Source organism: Saccharopolyspora dendranthemae (assembly GCF_007829955.1).
GTDB classification, from domain to species: Bacteria; Actinomycetota; Actinomycetes; order Mycobacteriales; family Pseudonocardiaceae; genus Saccharopolyspora; species Saccharopolyspora dendranthemae.
In genome coordinates this window covers 566,029-582,111 of record NZ_VIWX01000004.1, presented here as the reverse complement: position 1 = coordinate 582,111, position 16,083 = coordinate 566,029, and the positions used below count along the sequence as shown (strand labels likewise).

Genomic DNA, 16,083 nt, shown 5'->3' with positions numbered 1-16,083 from the left:
GGTGCCGGCCCCGAAATCTTTTCGCGTCCTGTTGGCGTCGACCGGTGCGGTGGACGCCTTTACGATGCGAGCCGTGTCTTCGACCGGGAAAGCGCGCGGCTGGGTCGTGCTCGGCGCGTCGGCCGCGGTGCTGGGCGGTCTCGCCCTGGTGGGACTGCCGTCACCAGCTCCGGTCGAACCGCCGCCGACTCCGGCCACCGCTGAACGAGCGGGACTGGCGGCACGCTTGCCGGCCCCTGAGGTGGCCGTGCGCGAGCTGTTGATGCGCCGCGAGGAGTCGGTCCGGCAAGGCGATGAAGCCGCGTTCTCGGCCACTGTGGACCCGGAAGCGCCGATCGGGTTCCGGCAGCGGCAGCTGCAGCAGTTCCGCAACCTGCAGACCGTGCCGCTCTCCCACTTCGGCTACCGGCTCGACGGCGTTCCGCTGGCGCACGCCCCGGTTCCCGGAGCGGACGAGGTGATGGCGTCCCGGGTGGCGCTGCGGTACTCGCTGTCCGGGGCCGATTCGGTCCCGACCGAGCGCCCGCTGGGCTACCTGTTCGTCCGCCGGGGAGCGTCCTGGTACCTCGCGGAGGACACCGGCGTGACGCCCGACGCGTGGCGCGGGCCGTGGGACTTCGACCGGGTCGAGGCGCGGCGGACCGGCCGAGGGCTGGTCGTCGGCCACGACGCGGCCGAGGTGGATCGGGTCGCGGTGCAGCTGGACGCGGCCGTCGCGGACGTCACCGAGGTCTGGGGGAGCGGCTGGGCGCAGCGCGCGGGCGTGCTCGTGCCCAGCTCGCCGGAGGAGCTGCGGGCGCTGGTGGGCCCGGAGTTCGCGGTCGACGGCATCGCCGGTGTCGCCGTCGCCGATCTGGTGGACACCCGGACGAGGCGAGTGGAGGGTGCGCGGGTGGTGCTGAGCCCGCGCACCACCGAACAGCTCCCGGACGTGGCGCTGGGCGTGGTGCTGCGGCACGAGATCACCCACGTCGCGGCGCGAGCGGTCACCGCCGACGGCGCTCCGATGTGGATGCTGGAGGGCTACCCGGACTACATCGGCTACCGCAAGAGCGGGCTCGCCCCTCGCGACATCGCCCCGGACCTCGCCCGCACGTTCAGGCAATCGGGCCCGCCGCTGCGATTGCCGACCAACACCGAGTTCCACCAGGCAGGACGTCGTCTGGACCTGGCCTACCAGCAGTCCTGGTCGGTGGTGCATTTCCTGGCGCAGCGCATCGGCGAGGAGCGCCTCACCGACCTCTACCGGCGCATCGCGACGGCCACCGAGCCCGACGCGGCCGAGAACGCGCTCGTCGAGGTGACGGGCATGACCTCGCCGCAGCTGCTGGCCGCCTGGGGAGCCGACCTGCAGCACTCGCTCGGCTGAGCTCCCGGTCGCGGAAGCACGAGCGGCGGTGCCGAGCCGGGAACCCGGCTCGTCGCACCGCCGCGTGTCACCCGGTTCCGCGGAACCGTCCCGGGTCGAAACCGGCACCGCCCGGGCGATTCGCGTCGCCCGGGCGGTGCCGGTGGATCAGGAGTAGATCGCCTCGATGTCGGCCGCGTGGTTCTCCGCGACCTTGTTGCGCTTGAGCTTCATGCTCGGGGTGAGCTCTCCGGTGGCCTCGGTGAAGTCCTCGCTGAGGATGCGGAACTGCTTGATCGCCTCCGCCCGGGACACCTGCTTGTTGGCCTCGTCGACCGCGCCCTGGACGTCGGCGCGCAGGTCCGGGTCGTTGATCAGCTCGGCCATCGGGATGTCGGCGGCGCGGTTGTGGTTGGCCAACCAGGACGGCACGAACTCGGGGTCGAGCGTGACCAGCACGCCGATGAACGGCTTCTGGTCGCCGACCACCATGCACTGGCTGATCAGCGGGTGGGAGCGCAGCGCGTCCTCCAACGCGGCCGGGGCGACGTTCTTCCCGCCGGCGGTGACGATGATCTCCTTCTTGCGACCGGTGATCCGCAGGTAGCCCTCGTCGTCCAGCGAGCCCAGGTCGCCGGTGTGGAACCAGCCGTCCTCGATGGACTCCTTGGTGGCGGTCGGGTTGTTCCAGTACTCCTTGAACACCACGTCGCCCTTGATCAGGACCTCGCCGTCCTCGGCGATGCGGATCGAGGTGCCGGCCAGCGGGCGGCCGACGGTTCCGACCTTGAAGCCGTCCTCGACGTTCACCGCCGCCGCAGCGGTGGTCTCGGTCAGGCCGTAGCCCTCCAGCACCGGGACGCCGACGCCGCGGAAGAAGTGCGCGAGCCGCTCGCCCAGCGGCGCGCCACCGGAGACCGCCGCGATGCAGCGACCGCCCAGCGCGGCGCGCAGCTTGCCGTAGACGAGCTTGTTGAACACCGCGTGCTTGGCCTTGAGGCCCAGCCCGGCGCCGCCGGCGTCCATGGCCTTGGAGTACTGGACCGCGGTCTCCTCGGCGGCGTCGAAGATCTTGCCCTTGCCGTCGCCGTGGGCCTTCTGCTTCGCGGTGTTGTAGACCTTCTCGAACACGCGCGGCACTGCCAGCACGAACGTCGGCCGGAACGAGCCGAGGTCGTTGATCAGGTCCTTGATGTCCGAGGTGTGGCCGAGGGTGACCTTGCCGTAGATGCACATGATGGTGATCGCGCGGGCGAGCACGTGCGCCATCGGCAGGAACATCAGCAGCGAGTTGCCCGACTTGGTCAGCTGCGGGAACGCGTCGATGTCGGCCCGCACCTCGGCGAGCACGTTGCGGTGGGTCAGCACGCAGCCCTTGGGGCGGCCGGTGGTGCCCGAGGTGTAGATGAGCGTCGCGGCGTGCTCGGCGGTGACCGCCCTGCGTCGCTCGTGCACCTGCTGGTCGGGTACCTCCGAGCCGAGCGCGGTCAGCTCGTCGACCGCTCCGGCGGCTCCGCTGCCGGTCGGGCCGTCGATCTGCCACACGTGGCGGACCTCGGAGAGCCTGTCGATGACCTTGTCGATCTCGGCGCGGTGCTCCTCGGTCTCCACGAACGCCGCCTTGGCGCCGGAGTCGGTGAGGATCCACTCGGCCTGGTCCGCCGAGGAAGTCTCGTAGATCGGGACTGTGATGCAACCGACAGTCCAGATCGCGAAGTCCAGCAGCGTCCACTCGTAGCGGGTGCGGGACATCAGCCCCACCCGGTCGCCGGTTTCCAGACCCGCGGCGATCAGGCCCTTGGCGACGGCCAGGACCTGCGCGGCGAAGTCGGCGGCGGTGACGTCGACCCAGGTGCCGTCCACCCGGCGCCGGAAGCTCACAGTGCTCCCGAAACGCTCCGCGTTGGCCCACACCATGTCGGTGAGGTTCTCGTCCTCAGCCACTTTGGTAGTGGCGGGTGCGCTGAACTCTCGCACGTCGAAACCTCCGAAGAAAAGCCTGTCTAGTGGGCACAACCTAACGCTCATGGTTACTGGGCGGTAGCCCCCGTTATCTCAGGCCACACCAGCGGACACAGCCTAGACCTCACCCAAGCGGACGATCGCCCACCGGGCGGGGGCGCGGCGCGCTCGTCGCGCGGTAGGTAGGAACAAGTGCACAACGGGCGGTGCGATCCGGCACCTCGGCCGATTAGGTTCGAGGGAAGTCGCCCTCGTCGGGAATGGGGTTGGAAGTTGCGCGTTCACGTCGTGTCCGACGTCCACGGCAACGTGGAAGCGCTCAAGCGGGCCGGTGACGGCGCGGATGTCCTGGTCGTGCTCGGCGATCTGATCGACTTCGTCGACTACCACGATCACGGCAACGGCATCCTCGGTCGCGTCTTCGGGCCGGAGAAGGTCGCGCGGTTCGCGGAGCTGCGACGCAGCCGCCGCGGACCTGAGTTCGGCGCCTACATCCGATCGCTGTGGGCGAGCCTCACCGACCCGGCCCAGACCGTGGCCGATGCCGTGCGCGAGCAGTACGCGGAGCTGTTCGGCGCGATGACCGCGCCCACCTACGCGACTCCGGGCAACGTCGACGCGCCCTACCTGTGGCCCGAGTTCGAGCGCGAGGGCATCCGCGCGCTCGACGGCGAGACCGCCGAGATCGGCGGGCTGACCTTCGGCTTCGTCGGCGGGGTGAGGCTGCCCGACGGCGCGACGCTGCGCACCCACTCGGCGTGGGTGCCCTACCTGCGCGTCGCCGAGGAGTACGACGCGGCGGTCGCCTCGCTGCCGCCGGTGGACGTGCTGTGCACCCACCAGCCGCCCGCCGTGCCGGAGCTGACCTACGACGTGATCGCGCGCAGCCAGGAGGCCGGTGCGGCCAGCGTCCTGGAGCGCATCAACGCTGATCAGCCGCGGTGGTCGCTGTTCGGGCACGTGCACCAGCCGCTGTCGCAGCGGATGCGCATCGGCCGCACCGAATGCGTCAACGTCGGGCACTTCAAGCGGACCGAGCAGCCCTACGTCCTGCGGTGGTGACCACCGCCCGAGGAGGTGAGTTTCGCGGACTTCGCAGAAACCTCGCTCCTCGTTGACGCCGTGCGGGGAGCTACCCGGTAACCTGCGCGCATGGTCGATCAGTCCACCCAGTCCATCGAGATCGAAGCTCCCGCTGCGCGGATCATGGCGGTCATCGCGGATTTCCCGGCGTACCCGGAGTGGGCGGAAGCGGTCAAGGAGACCGAGGTGCTCTCCCAGGACTCCGCGGGCAGCGCCGAGCGAGTCCGGTTCGTGCTGGACGCGGGCGTGGTCAAGGACACCTACACGAACGTCTACAGCTGGGCCGCCGACGGGCTCTCGGTGAGCTGGGAGCTGACCGAGGGCCAGGTCCAGAAGGCGCAGAAGGGCAGCTACGCGCTCAAGCCGATCGGTGACGACCGGACCGAGGTGACCTACAGCCTCGCGGTCGACCTGGCGATCCCGATGATCGGCATGTTCCGGCGCAAGGCCGAGAAGATGATCATGGATACGGCGCTCAAGGAGCTCAAGCGTCGCGTGGAAGCCGAGTAGACGACCCGTTGCGCATCCTGCTGTTCACCGGGAAGGGCGGGGTCGGGAAGACGACCCTGGCCGCGGCCACCGCTGCGCGCGTCGCGCGCGACGGTGGCAAGGTGCTCGCGGTGTCGACCGATCCTGCCCACTCGCTGGCGGACGCGCTCGCCGCGCGCCTGGACGCGCACCCCCGCGAAGTCCGCGTCGGCGACACCGGAGCCGTGCTGCACGCCGCCGAGGTGCAGACCCGCGGCCTGGTCGACGGGACCTGGCGCGAACTGCGCGAACACCTGGGAACCCTGTTGCGGGGCGCGGGAATCGGCGAGGTCGACTCCGAAGAGCTCACCGTGCTGCCCGGTGTCGAGGACCTCCTCGCGCTGGCCGAGGTGCACCGGCTCGCCACCAGCGGCCTGTGGGACACCGTGATCGTCGACTGCGGCCCGACCGCCGAAACGCTGCGCCTGCTGGCCCTTCCGGAATCCCTCGCCGGGTACCTCGAGCGGCTGTTCCCCGCGCACCGCAGGGCGGTTCGCGGTCTGCTGGCCGGGATCGCGGGCAGCGACCAGGTCGAGCGCTGGGACTCCGTCGCCGACGGGCTCGGCAGGCTCGCCGAGCAGCTCGCCGAGCTCAAGGACATGCTGACCGACCCGGGCACGAGCGTCCGGCTGGTGCTCACCCCGGAATCCGTCGTCGCCGCTGAGACCCGCAGGACGCTGACCGCGCTCGCGCTGCAGCGGATCCGGGTCGACGGGCTGATCGCCAATCGCGTGGTGCCGCAGCCGGGTTCGGCCAGGGGCGCTGCCGCCGGCTGGCTGCGGACCCGTCGCAAGGAGCAGGAGAAGGTCCTCGACGCGATTCGCGCGGCCACCGAGCTTCCCCTGCGCACCGTCGAGCACCGGGCGGGCGAGCCGGTGGGCACCGAGCAGCTGCTGGAGCTGGGCGCCGAGCTCTACGGCGACGGCGATCCGCTCGCCGCGGAGGCCGCCGTGCCCGAGATGCGGGTCGGTGGCGGCGGGAAGTCGCTGGACTCCGAGTACACGCTGCGCATCGGGCTGCCGCTGCACCCGGAGGCCGAGCTGGACCTGGCCCGGATCGGTTCCGAGCTGGCGATTACCGTCGACGGGCGGCGACGACTGGTGGCCCTGCCCGCTGTGCTGCAGCGGTGCGTGGTGACCTCGGCCGCGGCCGGCGACGACGGGCTGACCGTCCGGTTCCGTCCCGACCCCGATCTCTGGATGCGGTGAGGCGAGATGCGCGAGCACGATCGATTGCTCGAAGAGCTGCGGCTGCTGCTGGACGCCCTGGCAGGCAAGGCCGAGGAGTACCTGCGCGGCTGTGAGCGGGAACCGCGGCAGGACGAGTCCGGTGCGGGCTGCGGGTGGTGCCCGTTGTGCGCGGCGATGGCCTTGGCGCGCGGGCAGCGCCCCGAGCTCAACGACCAGCTGCTGGGCATCGTCGGCCTGCTGCGGCAGGCGCTGGTCGACCACGACGTGCCCGAGCAGGGCGAGCAGGCGGAGCCGTCGCAGCCGGAGGAGACGAAGGTGCAGCGCATCCAGGTCCAGCGGGTCGCCGGACCGGTGCTGGCGGAGAGCGACGCGGTGTGCTGACCATCGGCGTGGACGTGGGCGGCACCAGCGTGCGCGCGGCCGTGGCCGATGAGCACGGCCAGGTCCTGCAGACGCACCGGGTTCCGACCCCGAAGTCGGGCGCTGAGCTCAACACGGCCATCGCCGACACCGTGCGGGTGCTCACCGACTGCTACCCGATCGATGGTGTCGGACTCGCGGTCGCCGGTTTCGTCAGCGAGGACCGGCGGATGGTGCGCTTCGCGCCGCACCTGCCGTGGCGGCACGTCGCCGTCGCGGACGAGCTCTCGCACCGGCTGGGCCTGCCGGTGGTGCTCGAGCACGACGCGAACGCCGCTGCGGTGGCCGAGCAGCGCTTCGGCGCCGCGGTGGGATCCCGGGTCGCGGCCCTGGTCGCCATCGGCACGGGCATCGGCGGTGCGCTGGTGATCGACGGGGAGGTCTTCCGCGGTGCCTTCGGCGTCGCCCCGGAACTGGGGCACCTGCGGTTGATGCCGGGCGGCCGGGATTGCCCGTGCGGGAAGCGCGGATGCTGGGAGCGCTACTGCAGCGGGACCGCGCTGGCCGCGACCGCCGCCGAGCTCGCCGGGACCACGAGCACGACGCTGCCCGCCGATCCGTCCGGTGTGGACGTCGCCCGCGCCGCCGATGCCGGCGACGAGGTCGCGCTGCGCGCGATGGACGACCTGGGCCGGTGGCTGGGCGAGGGGCTAGCGCTCGTCGCCGATGTCTACGACCCGGAGGTCGTGGTCATCTCCGGAGGGGTGTCCGACTCCGCGCACCTGTTCATCGAACAGGCGCGACTGCACTACGCCGAAGCGGTCACCGGCGCGGGACACCGGCCGCTGGCCAGGGTTCGCGTCGCCCACCACGGAGACCCGGCCGCCATGATCGGCGCCGCGGCCATCGCCCGGCAGCACGTGCTGACCGGTCCCCGGGTGCCTTGATCAGATCTGCGCGCCGTCGTCGTCGGAATCGGCGGGCGGGGTGCGGCGGAGCCGGAACAGCAGCCAGCCGATCCCGGCGCTGATCAGCACGAGTCCGAGCGGGAGCTTCACGGTGGCGGCGATGCCCGCCAGCCCGGGGATCAGCAGCACCAGCACCCCGAGCACCACGATCCCGACCCCGAGGAACGTCGCGGGACGGGGGATCGGCAGCGGCGGAGGCTCCGGAGGGACGAAGTGCTCCTCTTCCTCCTCCGCCGGAGCCCAGTCGCGCGGTCCCTGGTCCCCGGTCCGCTCCACCGGCTTGGGTTCTTCCGGCGGCGGCGCGGTGGTAGCGGCCGGACGGGTGTCGTCGTCCGAGGGCGGCTGAGCGGAATCCTCTTCGCCGGGCCACTTCCCGAACTTCGTGTCGCGCTCGAGATCGGCGACGATCTCGGCGAAAGCGGCGTCGATGTCCTCCGGGCCGTCGGAGGAGTTGTGACGGGCGTTCATGCGAATTCCTTGACCCGCTCGTCGTGGACGCGGTGTGCGAAATCCACGCTGTCGCTGAAGATCCTCGGTGCGTCGTGGTCCAGGGTCGCCACGTGGTAGCTGTCGCCGAGCACGACCTCGGTGACGTCCTCGCTCGAGACCTCGTTGAGCACGATCTCGGAGTTCTCCGGCTCGACGACGTGATCGGTGGCGGAGTGCAGCAGCAGCAACGGCTGCCTGACCGCGCCCAGGTCCTCGCGCACCTCCCGCCACAACTGCTGGAGGCTCGCCATGCCGCGCAACGGCAGCCGCGAGTAGGCCAGTTCGACGACGTCGGGCTTGGCGATGTCACCGGCGATGGCGGCCAGCGACGGCACGACCCGGCTGATCACCGGTAGCAGCTTGGCCTCCTTGCGCAGCGTCATGACCGAGGGGTTGACCAGCACGATCCCCGCGATGTCGGGGTGTTCCTCGGCGAGTCGCAACGTCAGCGTGCCGCCCATCGACAGACCGAACACGAACACCGACCGGCACCGGCCGCGCAGCTCGTCGAGCTCCCGCTCGACGGCGCCGTACCAGTCGTGCCAGGTCGTCCGGTTGAGGTCCTGCCACCGCGAGCCGTGCCCGGGGAGCAGCGGGCAGCGCACCGTGCAGCCCGCTTCGGCCAGGTGTTCGGCCCAGGCCCGCATGCTCTGCGGCGTGCTGGTGAAGCCGTGGCACAGCAGCACACCGATGTCGTCGGAACCCTCGTGCGCGAATGGTTCTGCACCCACTAGCACTGACCCTGTTCCTCCCACCCGTGAACCTCCCCAACCGGCTCGAACGCCACGGGGCCGGTGTGCCTGTTGCGCTTCATCGTCGCACGCGCGGCCGAGGATTGGGACTGGCTCGACGGGCCTGGCGCCATAGCAGGTGTGACGTGATCGGTTTCGTGCCGGTGCGCATTGTGCGCGATGTGCGTGCTCCGTACGCTGAACAGCAAAGTTTCACGCGTGAGGAGGCGGCGGCGCCGTGATGTACTGGGTGATGAAACACCTACTGCTCGGTCCCCTCATGAAGTTGTTCTGCCGACCACGGGTCGAGGGCGTCGAACAGATCCCGCTCGAGGGCGGCGCGATCCTGGTCAGCAATCACATGGCCGTCGCCGATTCGTTCTTCATGCCCCTGATGATGCCGCGCCGGGTGACGTTCTTGGCCAAGCGCGAGTACTTCACCGGCACCGGCGTGCGCGGCAAGTTCAAGAAGGCCTTCTTCTCCGGCGTCGGCCAGGTGCCGATCGACCGCTCCAGCGGTGCCGCGGCCCAGGCCGCTCTGGACACCGGCGTGCGGTTGCTGTCGGAAGGCAAGCTGCTCGGCGTCTACCCGGAGGGCACGCGCTCCCCGGACGGCCGGCTCTACAAGGGCAAGACCGGTGTCGCCCGGATGGCGCTGGAGTCGGAGATGAAGGTCATCCCGATCGCGATGTTCGGCACCGACAAGGTCAACCCGATCGGCTCGAAGATGTGGTGGCCGCACAAGGTCGTGGTCAAGGTCGGTGAGCCGCTGGACTTCTCCCGCTACGAGGGGATGGCCGGGGACCGCTTCGTCGAGCGCTCGATCACCGACGAGATCATGTACTCGCTGATGGAGCTCTCCGGCCAGGAGTACGTCGACGTCTACGCCTCCTCCGTCAAGGACGAGCTGGCCGCGCAGGGCAACGACCTGGGCGGTTGGAGCAGCAGTTCCGCGGCGCGCGTGCCGGAGTCGAAGGCGGGCTGACGGGCCGGGCCGAGGGGCTCGGGCGACGCCGCATACGCTTCGCGGGTGCGGTACTTCTACGACTGCGAGTTCATCGAGGACGGGCGGACCATCGATCTGGTGTCGATCGGGGTGGTCGACGAGACGGGTCGCGAGTTCTACGCCGTGTCCACCGAGTTCGACGCGGCCCGGGCCGGCGCCTGGGTGCGTGAGCACGTCCTCCCGCAGCTGCCGCCACCTGCCGAGCAGTGCTGGAAGTCCCGCTCGCGCATCCGCGAGGACCTCTACAAGTTCCTGACCTCGCGCGGCGGGAACATCGAGATGTGGGCCTGGTACGCGGCCTACGACCACGTCGCGCTGGCTCAGCTGTGGGGCCCGATGCCCACGCTGCCCTCCCGGATCCCCAAGTTCACCCGCGATCTCCGGCAGCGCTGGGAGGACGTCGGCAAGCCCAAGCTGCCGTCGGCCCCGACCAACGCCCACGACGCCCTCGCCGACGCGAAGCACAACCTCGAACGCTGGAAGGTGATCGAGGAAGTGCAGCGCAAGCGCGGCTTTCCTCTGTGACGGGTTAGTGGTCCTTTTGCTTGGCGGTGCGGGTAGCGGAACCTCACACGCCGCCTGGACTCCGTGCGCCACTCCTTTTGTATGTCCAATACACGGCGTCGCGGCGTACTCGCCAGACGACGTGTGAGAACCCGCGGCGGTGCAGGTTGAGTCCCGCACCTGAGACGGCGGCTGCCGCCGCGACCGCTTATTGGGGTTGTCGCTTCTGATAGCCGGTCGCCTTCCGTTGTCGTCCGGTGATCTCGACCGGCGGGTATTCGCGCCAGGTTCTTGCTGCACCGATCCAGTCCGTGCCACGCTGATCCCCGGGGGAGACGTGGATCACCCAACGGGTTGGACTCAAGGAGGCGGCAACGCGATGCCGGCTGGAATGCGTGTCGGAGTGCTCACCGGTGGCGGCGACTGCCCGGGGCTGAACGCGGTGCTCCGCGCGGTGACCCGCAAGGGGATTTCGGTGTACGAGCACGAGATCCTCGGATTCCGCAGCGGATGGCAGGGCCCGATCGAGGGCCTGACGACGCCGCTGACGTTGGACAAGGTGGAGGAGATCCTCAACCGCGGGGGCACGATCCTCGGGTCCTCGCGCACGAATCCGTACAAGATCGATGACGGTGTCGCCCGCCTCAAGGAGACCGTCGCCGAGCACGGGGTGGACGCGCTGATCGCCATCGGCGGCGAGGACACGCTGGGCGTCGCCGAACAGCTCACCCACGACGGCGTTCCCGTGGTGGGCGTGCCCAAGACGATCGACAACGACCTCGACGCCACCGATTATACCTTCGGTTTCGACACCGCGGTGCACATCGCGACCGAGGCCATCGACCGTCTGCGCACCACCGCGGAATCCCACCACCGAGCGCTGGTCGTCGAGGTGATGGGCCGGCACGCCGGATGGATCGCGCTGCACTCCGGTCTCGCCGGTGGCGCCAACGTGATCCTGGTGCCGGAGCAGGAGTTCAGCGTCGAGAAGGTCGTCGACTGGGTCGAGCAGCGCTTCGAGCGCCAGTACGCCCCGATCATCGTCGTCGCTGAGGGCGCGGTCCCGGCGGGCGGCGAGGAACTGCTGGTCACCGGCGAGAAGGACGCCTTCGGGCACGCCCGGCTCGGCGGCGTCGGCACCTGGCTGGCCGACGAGATCTCCCGGCGCACGGGCAAGGAGTCGCGCGCGGTGGTGCTCGGCCACACCCAGCGCGGCGGCACGCCGACGGCCTACGACCGGGTGCTGGCCACTCGTTTCGGGCTGCACGCCATCGACGCCATCACCGACGGCGACTTCGGCAAGATGGTCGCGCTGCGCGGCACCGACATCGTCCGCGTCCCGCTGAGCGAGGCGACCGCGTCGCTCAAGACGGTGCCGAAGGAACGCCTCGCCGAGGCAGAGGTCCTCTTCGGCTGATCCGGGGAGAGCGCGGGTGCTCCACCGGAGCCCCCGCGTTCCCCTTCACGCTTCGATGACGTCGATGAAGCTCTCCAACGACGCGAAGTCCTTGATGTTCCTGGTGTGGAGCCGGGCGTCGTGGGCGTGCGCGGTCGCCGCGATCAGGAGATCCATCGTGCGTGCCCGCGGTTGTCTTCCCGATCTCGCCACGGCGGCGGCGAGCTCGCCGTAGCTGGCGGCGACGGCGTCGTCGATCGGTAGCGGATCAAACCGCTTCGAGAGAGCCGAAAGACGACGAAGCCGATCTGCCCTCGCGTGCTCGTCCTTGGCGACCAGCACGCCGAAGTGAAGCTCGGCCATGGTCGCGGCGCTGATCGCCAGCTCGCCGGGGATCGGTGCGGCGTCGCTGGCGATGACGACGCTGGTGTCGAGGATCGCTCTCACGCCTCGTCCCAGGGGTCGCGGAGTTGCTGGTCGATGAGGTCGCGGTCGGCTTCCCAGTCTCGATCGGGCGCGCCTACGAAGATGTCGGCGATCCCTTCGAAGGTCTGCCAACGCTGCGGGCCGGTGATCGGCACCAGTCGTGCGCTCGGACGCCCGGCGACCGTGATGGTGACCTCGTCGCCGGCTTCGACCTGTCGAACGAGATCGGAGGCGTGCTGACGAAGTTCCCGCAGGCCTACGGTGGTGGCCTCTGCTGTCATGGAGCCATGGTAGCGCATGTGCTACATCCGGGGACGCGGATGTGCTGGAGCCTCCACACCGGTCGTTCCACCATGTGGACCTGGGGGTTCGTGCGGATAGGCTCTTCCTTCGCGATTCGAACGGTTCGCAGCGTCGCGGCCGGCAGACCCCCCGTGCGAAGGAGTGCGCGTGTCCACGCAATCGGCCGCCGAGCGCCCTGCGGTGCTCATCCGCTCGGCGCAGGACGTCACCGAACTGGTCAACTCCGGTGCGGCGCGCGGCAGCCACGCGAAGATGATCGTCTTGCTGGCGCTGGGCGGGATCTTCCTCGACGCCTACGACCTGACCTCGCTGGCCTACGGCATCACCGACATCAAGCAGCAGTTCGGGCTGAGCTCGGTGGGCGCGGGCGCGGTGACGGCCTCGATCAGCGTGGGTGCGATCTTCGGTGCCTGGTTCGGCGGCGTGCTGGTGGACCGGCTCGGCCGCTACCGGGTGTTCATGGCCGACATGCTGTTCTTCGTCGTCTCCGCGCTGGGCTGCGCGCTGGCGCCCAACGCCGAGGTGCTGATCGTCTGCCGGTTCCTGATGGGAATCGGCGTGGGCATGGACATCCCGGTCGCGATGGCCTTCCTCGCGGAGTTCTCCCGGCTGCGCGGCAAGGGCAGCAAGGGCGCGCGCACCGCGTCCTGGTCGACGGCCTGGTACGTGGCCACCAGCGGCTGCTACGCGGTGATCATGGCGCTGTACTTCCTGCTGCCGGAGGCTCACCACGGTCTGCTGTGGCGCTTCACGGTCGGTTTCGGCGCGGTTCCGGCGCTGGTGATCCTGCTGGTGCGCAACAAGTACATGAACGAGTCGCCGTCCTGGGCGGCCGACAACGGTGACCTCGGGCGCGCGGCGGAGATCCTGACCCGCTCCTACGGCGTCAACGCCACCGTCGCCGAGGACGCGCGCGTCCCGGAGAAGCCGAAGCGCAAGGGACTTCCCGAGGTCAAGCGTCTCTTCGAACGCCGCTACCGGGCTCGCACCTTCCAGGCCCTGACGATCGGCCTGGCGCAGACCTTCGGCTACAACGCGGTCGCCTACGGACTCCCGGTGATCATCGGGAGTCTCCTGGCGCAGGGCGCTCTGAACACGATCAGCGCGTCGCTGGTGCTCAACCTGGTCTTCGCGGTCACCGGCGGTGTGCTGGGGATGCGGCTGGCCAACCGCGCCGGGGCCTGGCGGTTGAGCTTCGTCGGCTTCGCCGTGCAGCTGGCCTCGCTGGTGGCGCTGGCGCTGATCGGCAAGCCGGACGGAACCGCCTACGCGCTGTTCGGCATCGCCGCTCTCGGCGCGTTCATGTTCGCCCAGGCATCCGGCCCCGGCGCGCACTTCATGGCCTTCGCGTCGCTGAGCTACCCGACGTCGATGCGCGGCACCGGGCTCGGCTTCAACCAGGGCACGATGCGCGTCGGTTCGACCCTGGCCCTGTTCTTCTTCCCGGTCCTGAGTACCGCACTGGCCAGCGGTGTCTTCTGGGTGATCGCGATCGCCCCGCTGGCGGGCATGGCAGCCCTGCTCGCCAAGCGCTGGGAACCGGTCGGCTACGACGCCGACGCGGAAGCCGAGCGAGTCGGCGTCTGAGCGGGTTCGGATATCAAATATGGATGAGTAGAAACCCGGTCATGACAACCCCTCGCGTTCGATACCGTGTCAGCGCCCAACGATCCGAGGGGGATCACGAGCAGCATGGTTTACGGGGACGACCACGTGATGCGCGCGCACGACAACGTCGCGCCGTCCGTGATTGGAGCGGAGTACGTGACTCCGCCGGACGATGAGGAGATGCCCGAAACGGCATACCTGCCGACCGACCGAGCTCGCACCGACGATGACGTAGAGCTAGAGCTTCGAGACACCACCGACGGACACCGAGCGTTGCTTGCGTTCACCTCGCTGGAGCAGCTCGTCCAGGGGTGCGGGGACGGGCAGCCCTGGATTGCCGTACCCGGTGAGACGGTCACCGATATCAAGGCTCGCAGCGGTTCGGACCTGGTGCTGTGGGATGCGGCTCTGCCAGTGGAAGATCGACGCACGCGCTATCAGGGGGGCAACCAGTGAGCGAGCTCCACGCAGATCCCGGCGTACTCGAAGCACTGGCGAGCAGGCATCGCAACGCCAGCAGCGACATGGACAGCAACGCCACCCCACCCCCGGACGTGCAGGCTGGAGTCGTGACAGGTGCTGTGACGGGTGCCCTGGCATTGCTCATGGATGGGCTCGGCAACATCTCAACGGGTATCGCGGCCGTAGGCGACGCGACAGCCGACTCCCAAGCTCTCTACGTCGAAACCGACTACGAAGAAGCAACTCGGCTCAAGGCTGACGAACTCAACGCCGAGCAACCGCGTTAGGACTGGGGAACGTTGTCATGGCTCTCGATACCGAGGTGAAAGGCGACCGTATGCGACTGGGCGCAGAAGCAGTCTGCAGGTGCCGAGCAAGCGGGTAGCCAGGTTTTGGGCGCACGTGGAGAGTCCGAGTCCGGTTGGCAACACGCTGCCGGCGAGGGCTTTCGATCCGTGCTCACTGCTGCGGGCAAGATGATCGACGCTGAAGTTCACGCACTGCAAGCCATGGCTCGTGCGTTGCAGACCCACGCGGACGACCTCACCACCGTGAAACGCCGAATGCAGGACGCCCGGGATGTCGCCGTCAAAGGCGGCTTGGCGATCGACGGGTTCAAAATCCAGGAGCCGGGACCTGCCCCAGCGGAACCGGCGGCACTTCCGACGGATCAACCGGCCACGCCCGAGCAGAAGGACGCCCACGCGTCCGGCGTCGCAGCACAAGACGCGTTCCAGCAAAAAGCTACCGCGTATGCGCAGGCTTCTCAGATCGTCAAAGACGCTCGTAAGCACGAGTCCGATTCACAGCACATCCTCGTGACGTTCATCAAGGACAACTCGGATGCCGTGAAGCTCTCGCTCACGCTCACCGACATTACGGGCGGTGTACTGGGTGCGACGGCCGTTCGAACCAGGAAGTACAAGGAACTCGCTGAGTCCGAGATTCTGAAGTCCGAGCGGGCAGCGAAACTCACGACCAGCCAGAACCTCAGCATGGCGAACCGCACCAAAGCGGCCGCGATCGAAATCACCACGGATCTCCGTGCTAAAGACTACGCGGACGCGGCTACCGCCACCCGCACAGCGCGAGTCATCGAACGGTTTCCGCCGAAGGTGCAGGTGGCTATCCGAGCCCTTGACGTTAAGCTAGTCCCAGGCGGGGTGAAAGCACCAACTCCGTGGCTTGGTGGCGCGACGAAGTTTGGCAAGATTATCCCCGGTGCTGGTCTCGTGCTAACCGGCATCGGCGTCGGTTACGACATTAATCAGGGGAAAGACCCAACCCAAGCCGTTTCCAGCGCAGGCGCAAGCCTTGTGTCAGGTGCCGCTGTGGGTGCCTGCATCGGCGGCCCGGTCGGGGCAGTCGTTGGTGGTGTTGTTGGTGTCGGAGTCGGGTTCGCGGTTGACCAGAACTGGGATGCCATCACCAGCACTGGTGAGAAGCTGCAAGAGATCAATCCGAAGATGACGCGATGACAGCGGGGAACCAGTGACTACAGGACTGCCAGGTCGGCCCAACCCTCAGACCGGCGAACCGCGCCCGCCTAAAGCCCCGGTCTTTAGCGTCTGGGGGGACCTTGAGCGGACTTCGCCAAAATACGCGCGGTATCCAAAGGCGCCGGAGGGTCGCGGCCCCGTACTGGAGTGGTACCAGACCACGGCAACGGGCTTCATGCTTGGCGGGCTAATCATCTCCGTTCTCGGGTTCGGCCTTCTG

General features: G+C 69.0%; 18 protein-coding genes. 13 read left to right on the top strand and 5 right to left on the bottom strand.

What is annotated here, in order from left to right; genetic code table 11:
- Positions 1 to 73 precede the first annotated feature (73 nt).
- Complete coding sequence (locus FHU35_RS20935; RefSeq protein ID WP_246110456.1) at positions 74 to 1,369, top strand: hypothetical protein; 1,296 nt, start codon at positions 74 to 76, stop codon at positions 1,367 to 1,369.
- Positions 1,370 to 1,516: 147 nt separating this feature from the next.
- Here the strand turns inward: FHU35_RS20935 and FHU35_RS20930 are convergent, their stop codons facing one another.
- Positions 1,517 to 3,325, bottom strand: a complete 1,809-nt coding sequence (locus FHU35_RS20930) for an AMP-dependent synthetase/ligase (protein ID WP_145742319.1) — start codon at positions 3,323 to 3,325, stop codon at positions 1,517 to 1,519.
- A gap of 258 nt (positions 3,326 to 3,583) precedes the next feature.
- On the opposite strand from FHU35_RS20930, the gene FHU35_RS20925 reads away from it, so the two are divergent.
- The 5 genes from FHU35_RS20925 to FHU35_RS20905 all read left to right on the top strand — a co-directional run bounded on the left by FHU35_RS20925 (position 3,584) and on the right by FHU35_RS20905 (position 7,418).
- Positions 3,584 to 4,372, top strand: coding sequence for a metallophosphoesterase family protein (locus tag FHU35_RS20925; RefSeq protein WP_145742317.1), 789 nt, complete (start codon positions 3,584 to 3,586; stop codon positions 4,370 to 4,372).
- Positions 4,373 to 4,462: 90 nt separating this feature from the next.
- On the top strand, positions 4,463 to 4,903 hold the full coding sequence (locus tag FHU35_RS20920) for an SRPBCC family protein (protein WP_145742314.1): 441 nt from the start codon (positions 4,463 to 4,465) through the stop codon (positions 4,901 to 4,903).
- 8 nt (positions 4,904 to 4,911) lie between these two features.
- Complete coding sequence (locus FHU35_RS20915; RefSeq protein ID WP_145742312.1) at positions 4,912 to 6,129, top strand: ArsA family ATPase; 1,218 nt, start codon at positions 4,912 to 4,914, stop codon at positions 6,127 to 6,129.
- 6 nt (positions 6,130 to 6,135) lie between these two features.
- Complete coding sequence (locus tag FHU35_RS20910) at positions 6,136 to 6,492, top strand: hypothetical protein (RefSeq protein WP_145742310.1); 357 nt, start codon at positions 6,136 to 6,138, stop codon at positions 6,490 to 6,492.
- Positions 6,486 to 7,418: an ROK family protein gene (locus FHU35_RS20905; RefSeq protein ID WP_186459528.1), complete on the top strand. Its 933-nt coding sequence runs from the start codon at positions 6,486 to 6,488 to the stop codon at positions 7,416 to 7,418. The genes FHU35_RS20910 and FHU35_RS20905 overlap by 7 nt, the downstream gene beginning before the upstream one ends.
- On the opposite strand, the gene FHU35_RS20900 is transcribed toward FHU35_RS20905, so the two are convergent.
- Together FHU35_RS20900 and FHU35_RS20895 are read right to left on the bottom strand one after the other, a co-directional pair.
- Positions 7,419 to 7,907 carry a DUF308 domain-containing protein gene (locus FHU35_RS20900; RefSeq protein ID WP_145742308.1) on the bottom strand — a complete coding sequence of 163 codons (489 nt, stop codon included), beginning with the start codon at positions 7,905 to 7,907 and terminating at the stop codon, positions 7,419 to 7,421.
- The gene (locus tag FHU35_RS20895; RefSeq protein ID WP_145742306.1) at positions 7,904 to 8,665 is read right to left on the bottom strand and encodes an alpha/beta hydrolase; all 762 of its coding nucleotides are present in this window, start codon (positions 8,663 to 8,665) and stop codon (positions 7,904 to 7,906) included. The genes FHU35_RS20900 and FHU35_RS20895 overlap by 4 nt, the downstream gene beginning before the upstream one ends.
- Positions 8,666 to 8,897: 232 nt before the next feature.
- Here FHU35_RS20895 and FHU35_RS20890 point away from each other — a divergent pair, with 232 nt between their 5' ends.
- The 3 genes from FHU35_RS20890 to FHU35_RS20880 all read left to right on the top strand — a co-directional run bounded on the left by FHU35_RS20890 (position 8,898) and on the right by FHU35_RS20880 (position 11,586).
- Positions 8,898 to 9,644 carry a lysophospholipid acyltransferase family protein gene (locus FHU35_RS20890; RefSeq protein WP_145742303.1) on the top strand — a complete coding sequence of 249 codons (747 nt, stop codon included), beginning with the start codon at positions 8,898 to 8,900 and terminating at the stop codon, positions 9,642 to 9,644.
- Positions 9,645 to 9,689: 45 nt separating this feature from the next.
- Positions 9,690 to 10,190, top strand: a complete 501-nt coding sequence (locus FHU35_RS20885) for a polyadenylate-specific 3'-exoribonuclease AS (protein ID WP_145742301.1) — start codon at positions 9,690 to 9,692, stop codon at positions 10,188 to 10,190.
- 370 nt (positions 10,191 to 10,560) lie between these two features.
- The gene (locus FHU35_RS20880; RefSeq protein ID WP_145742682.1) at positions 10,561 to 11,586 is read left to right on the top strand and encodes a 6-phosphofructokinase; all 1,026 of its coding nucleotides are present in this window, start codon (positions 10,561 to 10,563) and stop codon (positions 11,584 to 11,586) included.
- A 45-nt stretch (positions 11,587 to 11,631) separates the two neighbouring features.
- On the opposite strand, the gene FHU35_RS20875 is transcribed toward FHU35_RS20880, so the two are convergent.
- Positions 11,632 to 12,012 (bottom strand): type II toxin-antitoxin system VapC family toxin, encoded by a 381-nt coding sequence (locus FHU35_RS20875; RefSeq protein ID WP_145742299.1) that lies wholly within the window; start codon positions 12,010 to 12,012, stop codon positions 11,632 to 11,634.
- The gene (locus tag FHU35_RS20870) at positions 12,009 to 12,272 is read right to left on the bottom strand and encodes a type II toxin-antitoxin system Phd/YefM family antitoxin (RefSeq protein WP_145742297.1); all 264 of its coding nucleotides are present in this window, start codon (positions 12,270 to 12,272) and stop codon (positions 12,009 to 12,011) included. The genes FHU35_RS20875 and FHU35_RS20870 overlap by 4 nt, the downstream gene beginning before the upstream one ends.
- A 169-nt stretch (positions 12,273 to 12,441) precedes the next feature.
- Between FHU35_RS20870 and FHU35_RS20865 the strand changes: the two genes are divergently transcribed.
- The 4 genes from FHU35_RS20865 to FHU35_RS20850 all read left to right on the top strand — a co-directional run bounded on the left by FHU35_RS20865 (position 12,442) and on the right by FHU35_RS20850 (position 15,842).
- Entirely contained in the window at positions 12,442 to 13,881 is a 1,440-nt protein-coding gene (locus FHU35_RS20865) for an MFS transporter (protein ID WP_145742295.1), read from the top strand.
- Positions 13,882 to 13,986: 105 nt separating this feature from the next.
- A complete protein-coding gene (locus FHU35_RS20860; RefSeq protein ID WP_246110455.1) occupies positions 13,987 to 14,358 on the top strand; it encodes an SAV_915 family protein in 372 nt (123 codons plus the stop codon).
- A complete protein-coding gene (locus FHU35_RS20855; protein WP_145742293.1) occupies positions 14,355 to 14,651 on the top strand; it encodes a hypothetical protein in 297 nt (98 codons plus the stop codon). The genes FHU35_RS20860 and FHU35_RS20855 overlap by 4 nt, the downstream gene beginning before the upstream one ends.
- 168 nt (positions 14,652 to 14,819) lie before the next feature.
- Positions 14,820 to 15,842: a hypothetical protein gene (locus FHU35_RS20850; protein WP_145742291.1), complete on the top strand. Its 1,023-nt coding sequence runs from the start codon at positions 14,820 to 14,822 to the stop codon at positions 15,840 to 15,842.
- Positions 15,843 to 16,083: the final 241 nt, after the last annotated feature.

Excerpts from the sequence above, each read along its gene's own strand:
- FHU35_RS20900 (WP_145742308.1), bottom strand. The coding sequence starts at position 7,907 with ATGAACGCCCGTCACAACTCCTCCGACGGCCCGGAGGACATCGACGCC.
- FHU35_RS20920 (WP_145742314.1), top strand. The coding sequence starts at position 4,463 with ATGGTCGATCAGTCCACCCAGTCCATCGAGATCGAAGCTCCCGCTGCG.
- FHU35_RS20860 (WP_246110455.1), top strand. The coding sequence starts at position 13,987 with ATGGTTTACGGGGACGACCACGTGATGCGCGCGCACGACAACGTCGCG.
- FHU35_RS20910 (WP_145742310.1), top strand. The coding sequence starts at position 6,136 with ATGCGCGAGCACGATCGATTGCTCGAAGAGCTGCGGCTGCTGCTGGAC.
- FHU35_RS20870 (WP_145742297.1), bottom strand. The coding sequence starts at position 12,272 with ATGACAGCAGAGGCCACCACCGTAGGCCTGCGGGAACTTCGTCAGCAC.
- FHU35_RS20880 (WP_145742682.1), top strand. The coding sequence starts at position 10,561 with ATGCGTGTCGGAGTGCTCACCGGTGGCGGCGACTGCCCGGGGCTGAAC.